We start from the raw sequence: 19,729 nt of genomic DNA, 5'->3' as shown, positions 1-19,729 counted from the left end.
CCAAGGTTTCACCAGTGATAGGCAAGGCTCGATTGAGTCACACCCGCGGAGGCGGGTGTCTAGCCTCAGTCATTCAAGCCGCAGGCTCCACGACCGCAATGAGCGGTCGGGCAACACTTAACGTTACAACCCACTTAACTTCCATTTTTCATACTGCGACGGTCGCAGGCCATAACGCGCTAGCACGCCTTCGTGCAAACTGCGCAGCTCGGCAATAACTAATGCTCGCACGCTATCTTGTTCGCTAGTTGGTATTTGCTCTGCGACTAGCTTTTCAACCAACGCTAGGCCTTCCTCTGGCTTAGTGCTATCACTCGACTCGGCCAGTAACACTACCTCACGCACTGTTTGTTTAATGAAACTGCGCCACTTTAAGCGCAGTGGATCGGGTTCACTGAGGCCGCGTTTGATCGATATATATGCCTTAGTCGAACGTTCGTAGGCCCACACATACAGATCCCGTAGCAACTCGATGCGGGTCATCTCATAGATACCCAAAGTAGCGCGGCTATAGGCTGCTTCCGGTACATCAATAAAGGTAAGCGGGCATAGGTTGGCTTTAAACAATGGCAAGTTGGCCATTAAGCGCGATGTGCGTTTGTTGATATCGGCAAAGGGTTGCAAATAGGGCAGGTGCACCATTAGAAAGAACGATTGTTCAAATGGGTCGGTGATCAGATTGGCTTTGCCGAGCAACACTTCTAATTGATGTTCAATTTGCTGCGGCGCCGATAACGGCCGATACACGCTTAAGCCTTTATCAACCGCGTGCTGGCGAACACGCCCTTCGTCTTCCATATCGGGTAGTAAGTTTTCGGCAAGCGTGGCATGCAGGTTCAATAATGTGTATCTGTCTATGCCCACATCTGAAATATTCTCGACCAAGAGCTCAATGGCAGACTTATGGTTCAAAATCATCTGAGTTTCGATACTGGCTTTGCCAGTTGCAGCGTTGCCTTGCTCGATTAACTTTACGGTATCTAACCTTGAGTAGGTGTTGCCCTCTAGGTGGCTCGATGCCCAAGATAAATCAATTAACAGCCTGTTTAATACAGCTCTGCTGTAGGTACCCGCAGGTTGTTCAACGGCACTGGTTTGCCCCATTTTGTGCAACTGGCGCCGGGTTGGCTCGGGCAAATAATAAGTATGGTTAGGCTGATAGTCCGCCAAAAATTCAACTTGGTAGCCAACTGGTGTTCTGCCTTGTATAGGGCGTTCGATATACGCCGCAATGTCTTTGGCATCCAGCGAAATAGGAATGCTATCAATGTTGTAGGCGCTTAACGTTGGCTCAGCTATTGTCTGGCTGCCTGCTTGAAACTGGGCAAAGTACTTGCGTGCTCGGCCTTCGCCAAAAGCGACCACTTTATTTTGCTCAATTAATTGTTTGATATGGCGTTGTACCGTGCGCCTTGCCATGTTCGGTTGCAGCAATAGTAGCTCATCAAGGCGAATGCCCTGCTGATGTTGGCGAATAATATTGAGCAGTAGGGTAAGGCTATCCATTATCAACTCGCTGGCGCAGTTATTACGCTAATTATGGCGCAGCTTTATAAACTGCGCCAATGTGACTACTGCTAGCTTACACAAACCTGACAGCGCCCCTCACGATTGCGTCAGAGAGGGTTAGATAAAGTTGTGTTTATTGAAGCACACAACCTAATTTAGCCTTGCAGGATTTCTCATGAACGGATCAATTTTTGCTGGCGCCAAGCGCGCTTTTTCTACTCGCAATGTACCTGCCTCAGACTTCGCTGGCCTGACGACAGATGCGCAGCCAAAAGCCGGTGACCTAGTGCTGGCTCGTGTTACCGAGATTGGTCACCACACAAAAATTGAGCGCCCCGATGGCCGTAAAGCAAAAATGTTTTTGGGTGATCTTATCATCGTGGCCTATGGCAACCGTTACGCACCAGATCAGTTTGAATCTGAGTTACCTGAAGATTTAAGCCCTTGTCATTTGGTTGCCGCCGGGGGCATTGCCTCACGAGCACTAGCGTGGCATGACCGTATTCTGAAACCAACCAGTATTGAGCCGGTAGGTATGATCACTAACCAAGAAGGTGAGGTGATTAACCTGCGTCACTATCAAGTAGAAGACAAGCCTGCAGCGTTTAAGCGCCCAAATATTTATCTGGTAGCTGGCACGGCGATGAATGCCGGTAAAACCACCACAGCTGCGTTTTTAATTAATGGCCTTAAAGCCGCAGGCCAGTGTGTGGCGGCACTAAAGGTTACCGGCACTGGCGCAGGAGGTGATTTATGGCTCATGCAAGACGCGGGTGCTGACTTCGCCCTCGACTTCACCGACGCGGGCATGGCAACCAGCTACCTAGAAGATATCGACTATGTAAAACAAAGCACGCGCAAGTTAGTTAACTTTGTTGCCAGCCAGGGTGTGGACAGCATTGTGATTGAAGTGGCCGATGGTTTATTGCAGCGAGAAACGCATGCTTTGTTGATAGACGAAGACTTTAACAAAATGGTCGACTGCGCCATTTTTACAGCCCGCGATGCTATGTCGGCGATTGAAGGCGTGCGCTGGTTAGGTCAGCATCACTACCCAGTTGCCTTTGTTGGTGGGGTTATCAGCCGTTCACCACTAGCAAGGCGCGAAGCAGAAAGTGCCATTGGCTTGCCAATTTATGGCTTAGAACAGCTTGTAGACCCTGAGATGATTTTACCGGCATTGGGGATGCAGCTAAGCAAATCTGCTTAAGAAGCAATAATCAAAACCACTAGCCAATTTCGCTGGATTGCAAGCTTAGGTAGACTGTAGGTATAACTCTACATGTGGACAAGATCATGGCAAATTGGCTGGTAAAAACAGAACCCGATGCTTACTCGCTTGCAGACCTAAAGCGCGAGGGCACTACCCGCTGGGATGGCATTCGCAACTACCAAGCGCGTAACTTTATGCGTGATGATATGCAGGTGGGTGACCGGGTGTTTATTTATCACTCAAGTTGCAAGGTGCCGGCTGTAGTGGGCATTGCCGAAGTGGTGAAAGCTGCCTACCCAGATCCTGCTCAGTTTGATGTCAGCTCGAAGTACTTTGACGAAAAAGCGACCGAAGACAAGCCGCGCTGGGTGTGTGTCGACATTGCCTATCGTTCAACGCTTACAAAGCCGGTAACGCTAAAGCAGATTAAAGCCGACGAGGCGATTACCGAGTTGGCACTTAAAAAGTCAGGACGGTTATCGGTGATGCCAGTGACGGATGCGGATTGGCAGCAAATTATTAGCCTAGCTCAATAAGTGCCTGCACTAGGTTGGCCAAATCATCATGCAAACGGTTGCCATTAAACTCGTCGCTAAGCGCCCAACCAAAGTTAATTCGACAGTAGTTCTGATACTGCTGGCGCGTGGTAAAGCGACTGCCTTGGCGCAGGTTAAATGGCAAGTCTTTGAGCGGCAATTCGTTGAGTGGCTTCTCGTTAGGGGAGTAGCGCGCTTCTATCCACAAAACCGTGCCGCCCTCAGGCAAACTAATACGAAAGTTATCGGGTAAATTCTGCAGCAAATACTGGCGGTATTCGGCCATGTTTTGCTGCAATTTGCTGCGTACAGATGACAAGTGGCGCTGATATTGGCGGTTGTTGATAAAGTTCGACAGTGCCGCCTGCATTAGCAGCGGTGGTTGGCTAAAAATGGGTGCCGCCACTTCGATGGCCTGCTGTTTAAACTGGCCTGTTGCACACCAACCAACGCGAATACCTTCACCCAAACTTTTGGCCATCGAGCCGCACCAGAGCACATAACCACTGTCGTCCCAATGTTTAATCGGCAGTGGTTGCTGCAAATAGCCCAGCTCAAAATACACATCGTCTTCAATAATAGGGCACTGATACTTGGCGGCCATTTGTGCCAGTTGCTGCTTTTGCTCGGTTGGCAGACTAATGCCCAGTGGGTTTAAGTGGTTGCTGCTAAATAACCCAGCTTTAATCGCGCCACTGCTCATCAGAACTTCTAATTGAGTCAGATCTAAACCATCTTGTGTGCAAGGCAGCTCAATCACCCGCCGATTCTCTTGCGCCAAAACTTGCAACAAACCATCAAAACAAGGTGAGCTGACAGCGATGGCATCACCGTCTTTGGTGCAGCTTTTTAGTGCCAAACGCACAGCATCTAAGCAGCCGGTGGTAATCATTAGCTCGTTAGGATCAATGCTTAGCTCGAATTGCTGCCAATGATGACTAAGGGTTTGCCTAAGTTTATCCAGCCCTAAAAAATGTGGCTGACGGCAAAGTTCGGTTAGCTCATTGGCGCAAGCTTGTTTCATCGCTTGGCGAAAGGCTGCTTCAGGAAACCAGTTTGGCTGGGTACGTGAATAACCAAACGGATGCTCGTCGCTCAGTGCCCAAGGATGCTGCACCGGCTCGATTTGCTGAATGCGCCCAGTGAACTTAGGTGTTGAAGGCAGGCGCTCATTGTTGAGCGGTAAGCTAACAAAATAACCCGAGCGGGGTTTTGCCACTAACCAGCCTTGCTGTTCAAGGTGCTCATAGGTATTGCGAGCCGTGGTCAGACTGATATTGAACTGCTGACACAGCTTGCGCAGCGACGGCATCTTGCTGCCATAGGGCAAAGCTTGTTGCTGAATCTGACCGAGAATCTGACTGGCGACCTGTGGATATTTCACTTTAGCTGATTTCCAGGACTGTTGAGCTAATCTGTTATCTAAAAATATAATAAAAATGTGTCTGTTATCTAAATAGAGGCTAGCCGATCATATCTGTGTTTTCAACAGGAGGCACAGAATGGCTAATCGTGATTTTTTGATACTCATTGCACTGATGTTTTTATGGGGTGTGAACTTTATTGCCATCAAAATTGGTGCCGATCAGTTCGACCCTCTGTTATTAACCGCGCTTCGCTTTACCTTTGCGGCCTTGCCGATCATCTTTTTTATCAAACGACCAAAGGTGCATTGGGGCTGGTTGTTAGCCTATGGCACGACATTCGGCTTGGGTGTGTGGGGCATGATGGTTTGGTCGATCTCGCTGGGGCTATCTGCCGGCATGGCTGGTTTGTTGCTCGATATGAGCATTGTATTTAGCCTAGTGCTGGCAGTGTTTGTATTAAAAGAAAAAGCCGGTTGGCCACAGTGGGCCGGTGTGGCCCTGGCAGTTGTTGGTTTATTAATGGCGTTGCAGGTGCAAGATGGTAGCGTGCCATTAGCAGTGTTGCCGTTAACCCTAATCGCGGCGCTTAGCTGGAGTTTGATGACTCTAGTTGTGAAGCAATCTGGTACCAAAGATGTGTTTGCTTTTAGTGTTTGGGGCATGGCAATGGCCGCAGTAGTTTTATTAATTGCTGCATTCACAAGATCTGGTACCGATCTGTTTAATGCACAGTTGCTAGCGCAGTTTAACAAAGGCGTTTGGTTCTCGATTTTATTCCAAGCCTATCCAACCACCTTGCTGGGTTACTGGGTTTGGAATCGCATGACGCTTAAATATGGCGTAAGCAAGGTTTCAATGTTCCCCGTGCTCACGCCAGTGTTTGGCATGCTGGCCAGTGTGGTGATCTATGGTGAGCAAATCGATGCATGGAAGATCGCCGCTTTTACCATGATTTTAACGGGCTTTGCTTGTTATCAGTTTCGTCCGACCCGTTATTCGCTCAGCAAAAGCTCATAAGTATGGCACTGAACCTTGCGTTGGAACTCGGGCAGTTTCACGTCTGAGTTCGACTCGTCCTGTTCGAGTTCATCTAGTTCGGCGTGCCATTGCACTTCGGCAGGGTGCAGGCTATTGCTGGCTAACTTTGAGCCTGCAGGTAGGTCATAGCTATACAGATGCCAGTAACTATGCACTTTGCTGAAGCCTTGTTGATTGCTGGTCAGCAGTTCAATTTAAACCTTAGTGAAGGCAAGCGTCTGTTTGGCTTAGCAGCGCATTCTTCCATTGGCAGCATTGGCTTATTGCTGGCGCTGTTGTTCTTCGCCAAACGTTTTATTTTGCGCCACAAACGACCGCATGTGGAACTGCCGCTAATGCAAAAACTGATGGCGACCGGTGCGCAATTAAGTTTGTATTCTCTCGCGATATTAGTGCCTGCGACTGGCCTACTAGCTGCGATTTATTCACCCAATGCGGTGAACTGGCTTGGTTTTATCAATATTGCGCAGTTTGCCAATGAGCAGAGCTACCAAACTTGGCGCAACTGGCACGAGCTCAGCACCTTTACCGTACTAGCGATTTTGAGCGCGCATGCGGGTGCGGCGATGTACCATCATCTGATTAAAAAAGACGCTGTACTAAAAGCCATGCTGGGAGAGAAGCTGGCAGCAAAAATTAAGTCTTCAGGCTAAGCTCAGCTATGAAGATTAACCAAGTGAGCGCCTGATCATGGGGTGGATCATCACCAAATTTGCCATTACAGCAGCGCTAATTGTGCTGATCTCTGAAGTGGTGAAACGCTCCGATAAGCTCGGAGCGCTTATTGCTGCTTTACCGTTAGTGACAGTACTAGCCATGCTATGGATGTATATCGAAAAACAGCCAATGGACAAAATTAGCCAGCACGCTAGTTTGACCTTTTGGTACGTTATTCCAACCTTGCCAATGTTTTTGCTCATCCCTTGGCTGCTGCCGAAAGTAGGTTTTTGGTGGGCGCTCTCGGCAGGTGCTACCACCACTATGCTTTCTTTTGCCATCGTCGCATTCGTAGCAGGACGCTTTGGCATTGAGCTTTGGTGACCATACTGTTGAATAGGAACTAGCTGTCATGCCCGATTGCTTTTATCGGGCATCTAGTTGTGAGATTAGAAGTTTGTAAATACAGCGACTGTTAAATATCTAACTGCCGCTCAATCTCTGGCAAGTTGTAGCCATAAACAATATGGTTGTTAATAACAGTTAATGGCACACCTTGGCCACCCATTTGCTTGAAGCGATCCAGGGCATTGGCATCCTGCTCAATATCGAACTCGACATAGTCGATATTGTTTTCCTCAAAGAAGGCGCGTGTGCGGGCACAATAACCACACCAAGACGTGGCATATAGCTCAACTGCTGAGCTGGTCACCATTAGGTTTTCGCGGTCGCTGGCTGGGGCTCCAGCGCAGGCCGAAAAAGTTAAAATGGTCGCAAGAATTAACCATAGTTTACGCATAGTGTTGGCCCTTTTGGTGTAGAATGCCGCGAATAAATTGGTGCTATTGAATAAGCATGACAAATTTCATGGGTTTCCACCATAGGTGAAAGCACGTAGCGCTACGCAGCACCAGTCAGAGCAGAAGAGTATAACGAGTATCCTATGGCCACTAAGCAGTTTCCTAAAAAAGCCCCTGATTTGTTCCGGTATCCAAAGTACTGGGCAAGTTGCTTTGATCCGGCACCATTTTTGCCGATGAGCCGAGAAGAAATGGATCAGCTAGGCTGGGATGCTTGCGATATTATTTTGGTGACTGGCGACGCCTACGTTGACCACCCAAGTTTTGGTATGGCCGTGGTGGGTCGCTTACTCGAAGCTCAGGGTTATCGGGTTGGCATTATCAGCCAGCCGGATTGGCATAGTACCGACGACTTTATGAAACTGGGTGAGCCGACCATTTATTTTGGTGTTACGGCTGGCAACATGGACTCCATGGTGAACCGATATACGGCTGACCGTAAAGTGCGTAACGACGACGCCTACACCGCTGGTGACATTGGTGGTAAACGGCCAGATCGCGCTACCTTGGTATATAGCCAAAAGTTGAAAGAAGCTTATCCAGATAAACCAGTGGTGATTGGTGGTATTGAAGCGAGTTTGCGCCGCACGGCGCACTACGATTACTGGACCGACAAGGTTCGTGGCTCATACCTTGCCGATGCCAACGCCGATATCCTGCTTTATGGTAATGCCGAGCGGGCTTTGGTTGAGGTCAGTCACCAGCTAGCGCATGGTAAGCCGGTTGAGCAACTCAAGCATATTCGTGGCACGGCTGTTGTACGCAAAGACGCGCGCGAAGAGCTAGATGATAGCTGGTACGAGGTGGACGCGAGCCGTATCGACTGGCCGCAGAATATTACTGGTTGGGTCGACTCGAACCCGTACGAAAGCTGCGCTAAAGATGATGGCACTCAGCCGTTGCATATTTTGCCACTACCGCTGCAACGTGAGTTAGATGCTGCGCCCGAGCAAACCTATATTCGCCTGCCGAGTTTTGAAAAAGTACGCAACGACCCAGCGCTGTATGCCCATACCTCGCGCATGGTGCACTTAGAATCGAACCCAATGAATGCGCGCTCGCTAGTACAAAAGCACGGCACGCGCGATATCTGGATTAACCCGCCAGCCATTCCGCTAACCCAAGCCGAGATGGATGGGGTGTTTGATTTACCCTACGCACGCGTTCCGCACCCGGTATATGGCAAAGCCAAGATTCCTGCTTTCGACATGATTAAGACCTCGGTCAACATCATGCGTGGTTGTTATGGTGGCTGTACCTTCTGCTCGATCACCGAGCACGAAGGGCGAGTGATTCAAAGCCGCTCGCATGATTCGATTGTGCGTGAAGTAGAAGCCATTCGCGACAAGGTGCCAGGCTTTACTGGCAGCCTTTCGGACCTTGGTGGCCCAACGGCTAACATGTATGAAACCAACTGTAGCGACCCAGAGATTCACGCCAACTGTCGCCGCCTAAGCTGCTTGTTTCCAACGGTTTGTAGCAACCTAAGCACCAGTCAAAAAGCGACGACTGAGCTGTACCGTAAGGTGCGTAAAACCGACGGCATTCACACGGTGAACATCGCGTCGGGTGTGCGCTACGACTTGGCGGTAAAAGACCCTGAGTATGTGAAAGAGTTGGTGCAGCACCACGTTGGTGGTTATCTAAAGATTGCCCCTGAGCATACCGAAGAGCGACCGCTGAGCATGATGATGAAGCCAAGCACGGAGAGCTACGAAGAGTTCGAGCGCATGTTTTATCAGTTCTCTGAAGAAGCAGGCAAAAAGCAGTATTTGATTCCGTACTTTATTGCCGCCCACCCAGGCTGTGAAGACGAAGACATGGTAAACCTAGCGTTATGGCTAAAAGAGCGCGACCTAAAGGTAGACCAAGTACAAACCTTCTACCCAACGCCAATGAGTATCGCCACGGCGATGTACCACACCGGCAAGAACCCACTGGGCAAGGTGTCGTACAAGTCGGGCAATATCAACACAGTGCGCGATGCGAAATCGCGTACCGTGCAAAAGTCGTTGCTGCGCTACCACGATCCAAAAGGCTGGGAAGCCATCCGCGATGCACTAAAAGCCATGGGCAAACAACACCTTATTGGCAATGGCAAAAACGCCCTAGTGCCAGCAGAGGATGCTGACGATTTAACTGGCCGTCATCCCCGAGCCCCGCACGATCGTCATCCCCGAGGTAGTAATCGGGGATCTAGTCGCGACCCAAACAAACCAATGGCCCGCGGCAGCAAAGACCACATGGGGCGTGATAAAAAGCGTAATGAAAAAGGCGGCGTAGGTCGTACGAATGCTCCGCATTCGGCCGACAAGTCTGGTGCTAAAGCCAAGCCATTCGGTAAACCAAAGAGCAAACCGAAAAGCAAAAAACGCCAGCAGTCGAAGAAGCCGAAGTAGCTCCTAATTGGAGTGGCAAACTTTAGAATGGCGACCTTCGTGTAGATTGGCAAATCATGTCGCGTGTTTTAGCGACATGTTTGCCAACAATTACCAAGCCTGCTTTAAACCCTCAATCACGAAAAACAGATTCTAAGCTAATGACGAGAACAGTAACCATCACTCACCGACAAGCCCAACTAGTACTAAAACATGGCTATTTTGATGACAAATCCGAAAAGTCAGCAGTTGAAGCCATTCCCAAAGGCCGAGGCTATTACGAAGTAGAGCTGTCAGAGTTTACCTGTGAGAATTTCATCGCCGATTTAGTTCACTACGCTAAACGGCTTAGGAGCGAGCGTAGTCTTGATGAAATCGACCGGCTTTGCGATGAGCTTGAGGGATTTAAACGTAGCGTGTTTATTGAGTAAACTCGATGGCGTGGCTGATTTTTCGCAGCTTCAACCGGTTTATCAATTAGCGCTAGGCAGATAAAGAAAACCCCAGCTCTTGGCTGGGGCGAAATTCATAGGTCTTTGCGAGTGGTCGTAAGCCATGCTCATTGTATCCAAACGCCAACCTTGTAAATAATCCTAAGCTCATTTATTTGAGTGGTAAACCCTCATTGAGTGTTTGGGATGCGTCCGTGCGAACGACTTTTTCACCAATTTGGCGATGAATAGGCACTAGGCCAGGCCTTAAACCAAATGGTTTAAATACTTTGGCAATTAGTGCTGTGCTTGGTGAGCCTTTGTCGTTTTCTAAATCTGACAATGCTCTGCGACTTATTCCGACGAGCTCGGAGAACTGGGTTTGGTTGTAGCGCAGCACCTGCTTTCGTAGTTTTAGTAACAGTTCGCCTTGAGTTGCCTGCCCGAGCAAGTGTTGAGTCAACAACTCTATTAACATGGCTTGGCGTTCAGATGCATTCATAGCAACCCCCACCGCGTTAGCTTGTTTTCAATGTATTGGTATCCCAGTACCGGCATATTTAAAATTCGTTCAGGTACGCCATTCCTAGCTAGCAGCTCGGGTAGGTTGAGTAACTGCTTGGCAGTGGCTTGCAGTGTTTACAGGGGCTGCGGCGACCGTGGCTTGGCTGTTCAATTTTGAGGGTTGCCGTGTCTTTCCAAGTGCCTTCAATTAGTGCTTGTATCGTTAATTGCCTCACTAGGCTCTCTTGTTAGCAAGTGTGTAAAATATTGCTCAATTATAGGCATTTATTCGATATATGAGCAAATTTATGCACATTAATTGAATGCTTTTTAAGTTTTGAGCGCTTTTATGCACATTTCTTGGGTGAGTGGCAGCAAACCTAAGTAACACTTGAATGGTGTGAAAGCGCATAAAACTACAGGTTATCTTTTATGCACTCATTTGGGCAGCGACTCAACAGTTGGTAATGGATAAGCAAGCGAGATGAAATCATAATTAGCGCGAATTAAGGCAATGGACTGTTTTATGCTTTCTCCTACCCTTCGTACCCTGGCTACATTTGAGCTCAACGGCCATCAATATGAGTTTTGTTGTAATGATTTTGGCAAAGAAATATTGCTGCGAGAAGGTGTGCCTGTGGCAGGCAAACGCCGGTTGCTTACCTCTGGCCATTTCTATTTTCACTGCCCACAACAAGGCGGCTGTGTTTTTCACTGGCAGCTAAAAACAAATGTTCATCTTGTAGAGTATAAGGTCACGAGTTTTGGTGTCGAATTGCTTTCTGGAATGGGGCGCTACGACATAAATATGCCCATTTGGCATAGAAGTAGAGTGCAGGACTTAGATAACAAGGCATCAGCTAGAGCCAAGCAAAAAGCAGAATTAGCAAGCGATGCTCCAAACGCAAAGCAATCGACAAATCAAACCTCTAAATTCAGCAATATTGCCATTGTTGGCTTAGTTTTTACCCTCTTCAAAAGTGCTGGTGCAATGAAAGCAGCCCTTGCGGGAACGGCGCTGGCTGGCTGGAGTTGGCTATTTAGTTTCGAATTTGCCATCGGGTTAATTATTGTCTTGTTGATCCACGAGTACGGTCATATTTGGGCAATGCGCCGTGCCGGTTTGAAAGTGAAGGGCGTATTTTTGATCCCATTCCTCGGTGGTGTGGCGGTGAGTGAGCGCACCAAAACCAATTGGCAAGACTTCAAAATTGCCATTGCCGGACCATTTATTGGTACCCTGGGTGCCATTGTTTGTTGGCTGCTATGGCTGCAAACCGGCAACGAGTTCTTTGCCCTGCTGTCAGCACTTGGGTTGTTGATTAATATTTTTAACTTGTTACCCATTGTGCCGCTCGATGGTGGGCAAGTGGTAAAAGCGGCTGTGTTTAGCTTAAAGTCTGATGTGGCTCGCTATGCCATGCTGGCGCTGAATGCTGTGTTGGTGGTTGCTGCTTTTTATTTTGGCTTCTCTTTGTTGGGTTTCTTCGGCATTTTGGGCTTGGTTGATTTGTTGTTTAGCAGCAAAAAAGAGCGTAACAAACATCAGCCCATGAGTAATACAGGTATTGTGATGACGGGCGCGAGTTATTTAGGGTTAATTGCTGTGCTGGTATGGCTATCCATAGAGATGGCCGCCACCGGGGTGCCCGGCACCGACCTACCGAAAATCTTTTTGCAGTCGTAAGGTAACAACGAACAACTGTATTGGTTTATTTGCCAGTGATGTGAATGCCCTCCTAAACATTGATCTGAGTGATACTGCTTGTTCGGTTGATTATTCGGGTGAGCTAGTTCAATTCTGCCCCTAGCGCCGTTTTATCGCGATGGCCGTACGTAGTTTATTGCGGCCAAAGGCGCTCATGCTGTCAAAGCGGCTGCGAGCAATGGGCATGTGCTGACAATCAAGTGGAGTTTGATGATCGCCTACATCGGGGTCGTGCACATAAATGCAATGCTCGTCGATATGGGTGACACAAACCCAGTGTGGTGCTTTGCGTTTATCTAGTTGATAAGTGCTAATGAGTACGAGCACGCTTGCACCATTGCTGAGCTGCTCGCTAATCCAGTCAATACTGGGGGCACTGTAGTCTAACTGAACACCTGCGCTGTTCATTTGTTGCAAAAACTGATGGTGCACACGTGTCATCACCGCTTTTTTATGCTCGCTGCGCACCCCTTCAACAAACAATGGCACACTTGAGCTAACTTTAACGCTGGCAGTAAAGCCTCTTTGTACCGCCGCGAGCGCTAAACCAAAAGGATGCGTGCCACCATGGCCGGAGGTCATAAAAATGGTGGTGGCCGTGCGCCAAATAGCGAGCTCTTCTTCAATGCTAATTTCACTCGCCGAGTTTTGGGCAGACATCGCCATTAACAGCGAAGCTGGGCCACAGGTGAAGTCGGTGGTTTGGGCTACCCAGGCGGGTGTTTGCATTGGGGTGAGCGGCTTACTGCGCCAGATGTTTTTCTGCATCCGCACGGCGTCATCATGATCTTGGTAATAATCTTGATACTCACCAAACTCGCTGTAGCCCAGGTGTTTGTATAGCTTAATGGCGCGAGTATTCTTTTTGGCCACTTCCAAGCGCATATAAAGCCTACCTGCATCCACGGCCTGCGCCTCAAGCTCGTTGATAAGGGCAGTAGAAATGCCTTGCCCTTGCATGCTTGGTAATACCGCGATCGAATACAGGCGTGCCAGCGTGGTACCACGCTGCTTTATTGCCAATGCATATCCAGCCACTTGGTTTTCAAAAAGCGCCACACAAAAAATACCTGCGCCGCTCTTTAGCCAGTGTTGAAAGCTGCGCTTTGATAGCCTGTCGGTGTTGAAGCACTCTGCTTCAATGGCTAATAGGGCCGGTAGGTGGCTGCTGTTTGCTGCCACCAACTGTAGCGTCATTATTGCTTGCCACGCGCTTCAAGGCGCTGTTGGAACTCGGCCATAATTTGCATGTAGAGCTCGTTGCCTAGGTAGGCGTCTTCTACGTGATGCTCAATGCTTGGGTTGTCGTTCACTTCCAGCACATACGGTTTGCCGTTTTTTACCTTAATGTCCACGCCATATAGGCTTTTACCAATCACGTTACAGGCGCGAATGGCGACATCGAGCACCGACTTTGGCACCTCAAAGGTTGGCAGGGTTTTGAAGCCACCGCTGTTGCCACGTTTTACTTTGTGGTTATAAATTTGCCAGTGGTTGCGCGCCATTTCATAGCGACACGCATATAAAGCTCGACCATTTAACACGCCAATGCGCCAGTCAAATTCGGTGTACATATACTCTTGCACCAGTACCAAAGCCGAGACCGAAAACATATCGTTTAGGTGCTTGGCTAGCTCCTCGGCGTTATTGGCTTTATACACGCCACGCGAGAAGGCGCCTTCAGGTAGTTTTAATACCATAGGGAAGCCAAACGTTGCTTCTAGCTCGGCCAAGGTGTCTGGTTTGATTTCGTGCAGAATTTGGGTTTTTGGCGTTGGCACGTTTTGATAGCTAAAGGCATCGTGCAGGAACACCTTGTTGCAGCACCGCAAAATAGACTGCGAGTCGTCAATTACCACCAACCCCTCGTTTTCTGCCGCAATCACCGTGCGATACGTTGGGTGGTCAATCGCGGTGGTTTGGCGTACAAATAGGGCATCAAAACGAGACAAGTCAGCTAGGTTGTCTGGTGTCACGAGCGATGCATTGATCGACATTTTGCGGGCGGCTTTTACAAAAGCCTTTAGCGCTTTGGCGTCACTTGGTGGATCTTGCTCGGCTGGGTCGACCAATATCGCCATTTCCCAGCGCATAGGTTTGCGCTGTGAATGGGTTGGCCAAGTTTTAGCGGTGAACGCCTCTAATCGTTGCCAAAAACGCTCACTTTGCTCAGCTGATAGCTCATTCATCGACACGCGGCGAACACTTACTTTTTTAACTGGCGAGTCAGGTTCACTGACCCACTGCCACTTCAGTAGTGGGGCTGGGAACTTTTGAAATACCGCCTGCGACACCTTGGCATCGCCTGCATCGGGTTCGCCAAAAAATACATACACCGGTTCGCTGCTGGTTTGTGGCACCGCCAGTGCTGTGACATCGAGCGTGGTAGGGCTTTCGTCGGCCGACTTCCTAAGGCTGTTAATCACTTTCAGAGATGGCATTACTTTATGCTGGCGCGCTTCGGCGAGTAGCGAACAATAATAGCCCTGGCTTAGGTAGTGCTCGGTATCGCAAAGGTTGATTACCTTGGTACTCGGCTCGTCTTTTTTAGGGTAAGCCTTTAAGTAGGTAGCAAAATTAAGCACCGAGTGTTGCAACGATTCAGGTACGTTTTCGGTATCGGTAACAATAAGGGTTTTATGCATGGGGGGTGTATGAAACTCCAACAAGGAAATGCTAAAGCTAGCGTAGCAGATATACGCTTTTTTTTGCGTTGCGCAATCTATTTTTGTTGGGTGAGGTGAGAGCGGTTAAGCCTGATAACACTGTTGGCTATCCTTTAATGCTTTGAGCGCTTCTAGGCATTTGCGGCATAAACAATCGGCATAGTGGTCGCGTACCACTTGCCGCTGTTCGCCGTTAAGGCGAGTGCCATAACACTGGCATTGCTCTATGTTGTCCACATTACAAATAAACTCAGCGTTGCAGCGTGGGCAGTTTTTTTAGGCATTTACAGTGCCGTGTATAAAAAACAATAAATAGTCGATTTTTACGAATAATAAATCGCAATAAATCAACTTTAGGGAATAAAAATTATGAGCTTTCTAGGTAGTCTTTAAGCTGTTCTAGCAAGTTCGCATCGGAGCGCTGCATTACTTTCACCATTACCCTAGCGACTAGCTTCTTAATAAAGCTCTCAGTTTCCACTCTTGCCTGTAGGCGCACACGGCAGCGTTCTACACCAATGGGCTCAAAAATAAACCGATAGTAGGACTTCATGCCGCTAACGTTGGCTCCCGCGCAGTGCACATAGGGTGGCTCAGCATAGGGTGGCGACACCTCAAAAGCGGTTAGCTCCATGGTGTGTTGGCGTTTACCTTCGGTACGCGTTTCTATCCATTTATCACCAGTTTGCAGGCGCCCTTCAAATTTGGGCTCAATATGATCGATTGCCGGCACCCAGTCTTTGGCTTGCGATAAATCGCAGGCCGCTGCAAAGGCGACTTTTGCATCCACATTTATATCTATTTCATCATCCCAACCAATCATGATGTGCCCCAATAATCTGCCCTAACAGGTTAAGTATAGATTGACCTAGCCTGTCGTGGGCAGAGAGAAGAAAATGCCCAGCATTCACTGGGCATTTTTTATTGGCTTAATTAAATTGTTTAGCAGGGCGCTTGCGCGGTTGGCGAGCCGCTTTAGGGGCAGCACTTGGCGCGTGGTTGCCTGAGCTGGCACCGTCACTAGTATTGCTCGGTTTACCTGGACTAGGCTTGCGGCGGCGCTGCGGGTTTGCTTGCACAGGTTTTTTACGCGTGGCCTGTTGTGGCTTACTATCTAGCTCGCCCGCATTAGCTTTGGGTTTTTTCGGCTTTTTAGCTTTTTTGGGTGGTGCCAGCTTAGATTCTGGTACCACTTGGTTTGGCTCAAAGCCTGGCTCGATATGCCGCGGGATAATCTTCTGGATTAAACGTTCTATATCAAACAGCTCTTTTGTGGTTTCTTGTGTTACAAAGCTTAGCGCCTTGCCTGTCGCACCAGCGCGGCCAGTACGGCCAATACGGTGAACATAGTCTTCGCTAACGTTTGGCAAGTCGAAGTTCACTACCTGTGGCAGCGCTTCAATATCTAGACCACGGGCAACAATATCTGTTGCGACCAGCACATTGATGCGGCCATCTTTAAAGCCTTGCAGCGCCTTGGTGCGAGCATTCTGGCTCTTATTGCCATGAATGGCAGCAGCATTAATTTTGGCCTTTTCTAGGTCATTTACAATGCGGTTAGCACCATGCTTGGTACGGGCAAAAACCAGCACCTGTTGCCAGTCTTGGCTTTTGATTAGGTGCTTAAGCAGTGCTGTACGCTTAGATTTATCGACTGGATAAATGGTTTGTTCAACCAAGGTGGTAGTGCTGTTGGCTGGTGCTACCGATACTTCCACAGGGTCGTTAATCATACCTTTTGCCAGCGCTCGAATGTCTGGCGAGAAGGTTGCCGAAAACATCAAGTTTTGGCGCTGCTTTGGCAACTTGTTGATGATCTTTTTAATGTCGTGAATAAAGCCCATATCCAACATGCGGTCGGCTTCATCCAATACAAAGACTTCTAAGTTGTCGAACTTCACGGCACGTTGATTGTGCAGGTCGAGCAGGCGCCCTGGCGTGGCAACTAGCACATCGCAACCACGACGAAGCTTCATCATTTGTGGATTAATTTTTACCCCACCAAACACAACTTGCGCGCTCAGTGGCAGGTGCTTGCTATAGCCACAAACATTTTCCCAAACCTGATTGGCTAGCTCACGAGTAGGGGTAACAATTAACGCACGCACTTGGTTGGCTTTTGGGCGTGGGCCCTTGCTTAGTTTTTCTAAGATTGGCAGGGTGAAACCAGCAGTTTTACCCGTACCCGTTTGCGCTGCAGCCATGACATCGCGGCCGTCTAATACAGCTGGAATGGCTTGAGCTTGAATAGGGGTTGGCTGGGTATAGCCTTGGTCAACAATGGCTTGTTGAATTGGAGCAGACAGATTTAGATCAGAAAAATTCATGCAGTTCTCTGGATGCACAAAGGCAAGCTACGTGTATACGCAGTAAAAGCGAATGCCATCCTAATATGAGTTAAAGGAGTGCAGTCGCTTCGGTTTGAACTGTGCAAGCACACTCAGGTAGAACAACTGCCGGCTTGCTATCGCAATTGAGCAAGCTGGCGCACTATGGCGGTTTCAATCATACAAAGCAAACGATTTGTTGTTACAAAACATCAAGCACAAAGGATTAAGGGGCAGAAAATGAACGTTATCTATTTATTGGTAGGCATAGGATTGCTTACGTTGGGCGGTGAGGCGCTGATTCGAGGCGCACTGGGTATTGCACGCAAGCTTAATGTGTCGCCAGTACTAACCGGCTTAGTTATTGTTGGGTTCGGCACCTCTATGCCCGAGCTTGTGGTGTCTTTAGATGCGGTGCTAAGCGGTCAGCCAGACATTGCCGTGGGAAATGTGGTCGGCAGTAACATTGGCAATATTTTACTCATCTTGGGCCTTTGTGCACTAATCACGCCCTTGGTGACGACTACCTCGGTACTTCGCCGGGATGCCACTATGATGTTAATTGCAAGCGCACTATTTATGTTGTTGGTAGCAGGGGGCGAGTTATTGCGTTGGCACGGCTTTTTGTTCCTATCAACACTAGGTGCTTATTTATGCTGGGCGTACTTAAGTGAGCGCAAGCTTGTTGCAGCCACTACAGCGCCGTTGTCGGTACAGGAGGCCTCGGAGATTCAAGCTGTGCCGGGAGCGGGCAAGTCAGTTGTTTATCTACTGATTGGACTGACGCTATTAATTGTTGGGGCGCGAGTACTATTATTGGGTGCTGTGGCGCTGGCGCAGGCGTTTGGCGTGTCGGAGGCAGTTATTGGGTTAACGGTGGTAGCGGTTGGCACCTCGCTACCCGAGCTAACCGTGTCGATCATTGCGGCCATACGTCGCCATGCCGATGTAGCGGTTGGTAATATTATTGGCAGTAATATTTTTAACTTACTGGGCATACTTGGGGTAGCAACCGCTGCTAGCCCTTTGATGGTTTCACCGCGTGTTATTGCATTTGATCAATGGTTCATGCTGGGGGCATCGGTAGTGCTGGTGGGTTTCTTGTTGACCGGTAAGCGCTTAAGCCGATTAGAAGGCTGCGTGTTGCTAGCAGCCTATGTAACTTATATATGGCTTAGTTTTTAACCTGTATAATAAACATTTGGTAGCCAAATTCGCCTTAGCAAATTCGCCTAAGTAGTTGCCGTATATGACTAGCTCACGTTTTATAACGGCAACGGCTTGTGAGTTTAGCATTCTTTTAGCGACAGTCCCGCAGCTTGCAACTACTGCAGCGGGCTTACACGTTGCACGTCTTTGTCGCTATAAACTCAATTACCATTCTCAAGCAGCTTGCCCGGTAGCAGGCCTTGTTTTTCGTAATACAGCAAAGCCGTGCGCGATAAGCCAACACGCTTTGCCAAGTCAGAAATTTTCAGCACAGATGGGTACCAGTTCCAAGGCTTTATAGTGGTAGCCTAAACTATAAAGCCGTAGACAGGTCAACTTTGCTTGTAGGGCAGGCTAAAGGAAGTTTTTTATAGCCTGCAGTGTTTCTTCTGGGGCATCCATAAACGGTAGATGATGGGCCGAATCGATCACCACAAAGTCTTTCGGCGCTGCCAGCGTTTCATAGGCTTGCCGCATGTAGGAATACGGTGTGATGCTGTCGCGCCCGCCAGCAATGAACAGGGTAGGTATTTGCACACTAGCAGGGTTAACCTCAATTTGGATGAGTTCGTGGTAAGTAGAGGAAACGATAGAAAATATTTTCTGTTGAATTTGCTCAGGATTCGCGTCTGGGGCTACTACTGGCAGTATTTGTTGCATGACTTCCTGCATTGAAAAGTCACGGTCGATCCCGCCGTTTGCAGTGTTACTGTATTGGGTGTATTGCAGGTAATCAGCAAAATTATTGAAATCAAGTTTTGCGATCTCTGCAGCGCGGTCAGCAAAACTTGCTTGCGTGACTAACTTACTCGCTGCCAGCATCTTGGGCATACTAAAGCCCGAAGCAATTATTATTTGTTTGTCAATTAGCTCAGGATATTGAGCGCTGACCATATTGGATAAAATGCCACCCCATGAGTGACCAATGAGTGTTGTTGAGTTCACTCGATAATCGCTGCGAACTTGCTCAATGACCCCTGCAACGTCACCTGGGTATTTTGTAAGCGTTTGATTGCTGGTGGTCGATTTCCCTGCACCCCGTTGGTGAATCGCTAATACCCTGTGGGTTTTGGCGAGCTCGTCAGTTAGCGCTGATTGCATTGGGTATAAGCCAAACTCAGCATTGCCAGGGCCACCGTGCAATAAAACGATGAGTTCATTACCAGAGCCAGAGAGCTCGTAATAAATATTGGCATCTTCCAGTTGTAAAAATTCAGCACTGGCTGCAACGGGGAGGGCAAGTGCCGTGGCAATTGTCACTAGTTTCATAAGGAATCCTTGTTGTGTTGTTGGACACAAACAAGGTAGCAACTCATTGGTGATCTC

General features: G+C 48.6%; 20 protein-coding genes and 1 pseudogene. 9 read left to right on the top strand and 12 right to left on the bottom strand.

Features of this window, described 5'->3' with window-relative positions; genetic code table 11:
* Nucleotides 1-123: 123 nt before the first annotated feature.
* A complete protein-coding gene (locus tag DUW71_RS02660; protein WP_119393689.1) occupies nucleotides 124-1,506 on the bottom strand; it encodes a Fic family protein in 1,383 nt (460 codons plus the stop codon).
* A 178-nt stretch (nucleotides 1,507-1,684) separates the two neighbouring features.
* Here DUW71_RS02660 and DUW71_RS02655 point away from each other — a divergent pair, with 178 nt between their 5' ends.
* Nucleotides 1,685-2,719 (top strand): P-loop NTPase family protein, encoded by a 1,035-nt coding sequence (locus tag DUW71_RS02655; protein WP_119393688.1) that lies wholly within the window; start codon nucleotides 1,685-1,687, stop codon nucleotides 2,717-2,719.
* A gap of 86 nt (nucleotides 2,720-2,805) precedes the next feature.
* A complete protein-coding gene (locus DUW71_RS02650; protein ID WP_119393687.1) occupies nucleotides 2,806-3,258 on the top strand; it encodes an EVE domain-containing protein in 453 nt (150 codons plus the stop codon).
* On the opposite strand, the gene DUW71_RS02645 is transcribed toward DUW71_RS02650, so the two are convergent.
* A complete protein-coding gene (locus DUW71_RS02645) occupies nucleotides 3,242-4,642 on the bottom strand; it encodes an aminotransferase-like domain-containing protein (protein WP_119393686.1) in 1,401 nt (466 codons plus the stop codon). The two genes, DUW71_RS02650 and DUW71_RS02645, sit on opposite strands and share 17 nt — an antisense overlap.
* A gap of 118 nt (nucleotides 4,643-4,760) precedes the next feature.
* Between DUW71_RS02645 and DUW71_RS02640 the strand changes: the two genes are divergently transcribed.
* Nucleotides 4,761-5,642, top strand: a complete 882-nt coding sequence (locus DUW71_RS02640; RefSeq protein ID WP_119393685.1) for a DMT family transporter — start codon at nucleotides 4,761-4,763, stop codon at nucleotides 5,640-5,642.
* Here the strand turns inward: DUW71_RS02640 and DUW71_RS02635 are convergent.
* Nucleotides 5,618-5,818: a hypothetical protein gene (locus DUW71_RS02635; RefSeq protein WP_119393684.1), complete on the bottom strand. Its 201-nt coding sequence runs from the start codon at nucleotides 5,816-5,818 to the stop codon at nucleotides 5,618-5,620. The genes DUW71_RS02640 and DUW71_RS02635 overlap by 25 nt on opposite strands.
* Between DUW71_RS02635 and DUW71_RS02630 the strand changes: the two genes are divergently transcribed.
* On the top strand, nucleotides 5,801-6,316 hold the full coding sequence (locus DUW71_RS02630) for a cytochrome b (RefSeq protein ID WP_119393683.1): 516 nt from the start codon (nucleotides 5,801-5,803) through the stop codon (nucleotides 6,314-6,316). The genes DUW71_RS02635 and DUW71_RS02630 overlap by 18 nt on opposite strands.
* 37 nt (nucleotides 6,317-6,353) lie before the next feature.
* On the top strand, nucleotides 6,354-6,704 hold the full coding sequence (locus DUW71_RS02625; protein ID WP_119393682.1) for a DUF3147 family protein: 351 nt from the start codon (nucleotides 6,354-6,356) through the stop codon (nucleotides 6,702-6,704).
* 91 nt (nucleotides 6,705-6,795) lie between these two features.
* On the opposite strand, the gene DUW71_RS02620 is transcribed toward DUW71_RS02625, so the two are convergent.
* On the bottom strand, nucleotides 6,796-7,119 hold the full coding sequence (locus tag DUW71_RS02620; protein ID WP_119393681.1) for a glutaredoxin family protein: 324 nt from the start codon (nucleotides 7,117-7,119) through the stop codon (nucleotides 6,796-6,798).
* A 144-nt stretch (nucleotides 7,120-7,263) separates the two neighbouring features.
* On the opposite strand from DUW71_RS02620, the gene DUW71_RS02615 reads away from it, so the two are divergent.
* A complete protein-coding gene (locus tag DUW71_RS02615) occupies nucleotides 7,264-9,579 on the top strand; it encodes a YgiQ family radical SAM protein (RefSeq protein ID WP_119393680.1) in 2,316 nt (771 codons plus the stop codon).
* A gap of 140 nt (nucleotides 9,580-9,719) precedes the next feature.
* On the top strand, nucleotides 9,720-9,989 hold the full coding sequence (locus DUW71_RS02610) for a hypothetical protein (protein WP_158583842.1): 270 nt from the start codon (nucleotides 9,720-9,722) through the stop codon (nucleotides 9,987-9,989).
* A gap of 172 nt (nucleotides 9,990-10,161) precedes the next feature.
* On the opposite strand, the gene DUW71_RS02605 is transcribed toward DUW71_RS02610, so the two are convergent.
* Nucleotides 10,162-10,491 carry a helix-turn-helix transcriptional regulator gene (locus tag DUW71_RS02605; RefSeq protein WP_119393678.1) on the bottom strand — a complete coding sequence of 110 codons (330 nt, stop codon included), beginning with the start codon at nucleotides 10,489-10,491 and terminating at the stop codon, nucleotides 10,162-10,164.
* Between the two features lie 528 nt (nucleotides 10,492-11,019).
* Between DUW71_RS02605 and DUW71_RS02600 the strand changes: the two genes are divergently transcribed.
* Nucleotides 11,020-12,180, top strand: coding sequence for a metalloprotease (locus DUW71_RS02600; RefSeq protein WP_119393677.1), 1,161 nt, complete (start codon nucleotides 11,020-11,022; stop codon nucleotides 12,178-12,180).
* Nucleotides 12,181-12,300: 120 nt separating this feature from the next.
* On the opposite strand, the gene DUW71_RS02595 is transcribed toward DUW71_RS02600, so the two are convergent.
* The 5 genes and pseudogenes from DUW71_RS02595 to DUW71_RS02575 all read right to left on the bottom strand — a co-directional run bounded on the left by DUW71_RS02595 (nucleotide 12,301) and on the right by DUW71_RS02575 (nucleotide 17,194).
* A complete protein-coding gene (locus DUW71_RS02595) occupies nucleotides 12,301-13,398 on the bottom strand; it encodes a GNAT family N-acetyltransferase/peptidase C39 family protein (protein ID WP_119393676.1) in 1,098 nt (365 codons plus the stop codon).
* On the bottom strand, nucleotides 13,398-14,846 hold the full coding sequence (locus DUW71_RS02590) for a RimK family protein (RefSeq protein ID WP_119393675.1): 1,449 nt from the start codon (nucleotides 14,844-14,846) through the stop codon (nucleotides 13,398-13,400). The genes DUW71_RS02595 and DUW71_RS02590 overlap by 1 nt, the downstream gene beginning before the upstream one ends.
* A gap of 105 nt (nucleotides 14,847-14,951) precedes the next feature.
* Nucleotides 14,952-15,125: pseudogene (locus DUW71_RS18040) on the bottom strand (cysteine-rich CWC family protein); the annotation flags it as partial.
* Nucleotides 15,126-15,234: 109 nt separating this feature from the next.
* Nucleotides 15,235-15,690, bottom strand: coding sequence for an SRPBCC family protein (locus DUW71_RS02580; protein WP_119393673.1), 456 nt, complete (start codon nucleotides 15,688-15,690; stop codon nucleotides 15,235-15,237).
* 106 nt (nucleotides 15,691-15,796) lie between these two features.
* Nucleotides 15,797-17,194, bottom strand: a complete 1,398-nt coding sequence (locus DUW71_RS02575) for a DEAD/DEAH box helicase (RefSeq protein ID WP_119393672.1) — start codon at nucleotides 17,192-17,194, stop codon at nucleotides 15,797-15,799.
* 240 nt (nucleotides 17,195-17,434) lie between these two features.
* Between DUW71_RS02575 and DUW71_RS02570 the strand changes: the two genes are divergently transcribed.
* A complete protein-coding gene (locus tag DUW71_RS02570) occupies nucleotides 17,435-18,379 on the top strand; it encodes a calcium/sodium antiporter (RefSeq protein ID WP_119393671.1) in 945 nt (314 codons plus the stop codon).
* Between the two features lie 185 nt (nucleotides 18,380-18,564).
* Here the strand turns inward: DUW71_RS02570 and DUW71_RS02565 are convergent, their stop codons facing one another.
* Nucleotides 18,565-18,675 carry a MerR family DNA-binding transcriptional regulator gene (locus tag DUW71_RS02565; protein WP_199671134.1) on the bottom strand — a complete coding sequence of 37 codons (111 nt, stop codon included), beginning with the start codon at nucleotides 18,673-18,675 and terminating at the stop codon, nucleotides 18,565-18,567.
* A gap of 82 nt (nucleotides 18,676-18,757) precedes the next feature.
* On the bottom strand, nucleotides 18,758-19,672 hold the full coding sequence (locus DUW71_RS02560; protein ID WP_119393670.1) for an alpha/beta fold hydrolase: 915 nt from the start codon (nucleotides 19,670-19,672) through the stop codon (nucleotides 18,758-18,760).
* Between the last annotated feature and the right edge of the window lie 57 nt (nucleotides 19,673-19,729).

The sequence above is a fragment of the Salinibius halmophilus genome (assembly GCF_003577475.1).
GTDB classification, from domain to species: domain Bacteria; phylum Pseudomonadota; class Gammaproteobacteria; order Pseudomonadales; family Natronospirillaceae; genus Salinibius; species Salinibius halmophilus.
The sequence above is the reverse complement of the archived record's forward strand: the minus strand, read 5'-3'. Positions and strand labels throughout refer to the sequence as shown.

Bases quoted from the DNA above. Each gene is read 5' to 3' on its own strand.
- DUW71_RS02640 (WP_119393685.1), top strand. From the start codon at position 4,761: ATGGCTAATCGTGATTTTTTGATACTCATTGCACTGATGTTTTTATGG.
- DUW71_RS02610 (WP_158583842.1), top strand. From the start codon at position 9,720: ATGACGAGAACAGTAACCATCACTCACCGACAAGCCCAACTAGTACTA.
- DUW71_RS02575 (WP_119393672.1), bottom strand. From the start codon at position 17,194: ATGAATTTTTCTGATCTAAATCTGTCTGCTCCAATTCAACAAGCCATT.
- DUW71_RS02660 (WP_119393689.1), bottom strand. From the start codon at position 1,506: ATGGATAGCCTTACCCTACTGCTCAATATTATTCGCCAACATCAGCAG.
- DUW71_RS02650 (WP_119393687.1), top strand. From the start codon at position 2,806: ATGGCAAATTGGCTGGTAAAAACAGAACCCGATGCTTACTCGCTTGCA.
- DUW71_RS02605 (WP_119393678.1), bottom strand. From the start codon at position 10,491: ATGAATGCATCTGAACGCCAAGCCATGTTAATAGAGTTGTTGACTCAA.
- DUW71_RS02630 (WP_119393683.1), top strand. From the start codon at position 5,801: ATGCCAGTAACTATGCACTTTGCTGAAGCCTTGTTGATTGCTGGTCAG.
- DUW71_RS02600 (WP_119393677.1), top strand. From the start codon at position 11,020: ATGCTTTCTCCTACCCTTCGTACCCTGGCTACATTTGAGCTCAACGGC.
- DUW71_RS02615 (WP_119393680.1), top strand. From the start codon at position 7,264: ATGGCCACTAAGCAGTTTCCTAAAAAAGCCCCTGATTTGTTCCGGTAT.
- DUW71_RS02580 (WP_119393673.1), bottom strand. From the start codon at position 15,690: ATGATTGGTTGGGATGATGAAATAGATATAAATGTGGATGCAAAAGTC.
- DUW71_RS02560 (WP_119393670.1), bottom strand. From the start codon at position 19,672: ATGAAACTAGTGACAATTGCCACGGCACTTGCCCTCCCCGTTGCAGCC.
- DUW71_RS02595 (WP_119393676.1), bottom strand. From the start codon at position 13,398: ATGACGCTACAGTTGGTGGCAGCAAACAGCAGCCACCTACCGGCCCTA.
- DUW71_RS02620 (WP_119393681.1), bottom strand. From the start codon at position 7,119: ATGCGTAAACTATGGTTAATTCTTGCGACCATTTTAACTTTTTCGGCC.
- DUW71_RS02570 (WP_119393671.1), top strand. From the start codon at position 17,435: ATGAACGTTATCTATTTATTGGTAGGCATAGGATTGCTTACGTTGGGC.
- DUW71_RS02655 (WP_119393688.1), top strand. From the start codon at position 1,685: ATGAACGGATCAATTTTTGCTGGCGCCAAGCGCGCTTTTTCTACTCGC.
- DUW71_RS02625 (WP_119393682.1), top strand. From the start codon at position 6,354: ATGGGGTGGATCATCACCAAATTTGCCATTACAGCAGCGCTAATTGTG.
- DUW71_RS02590 (WP_119393675.1), bottom strand. From the start codon at position 14,846: ATGCATAAAACCCTTATTGTTACCGATACCGAAAACGTACCTGAATCG.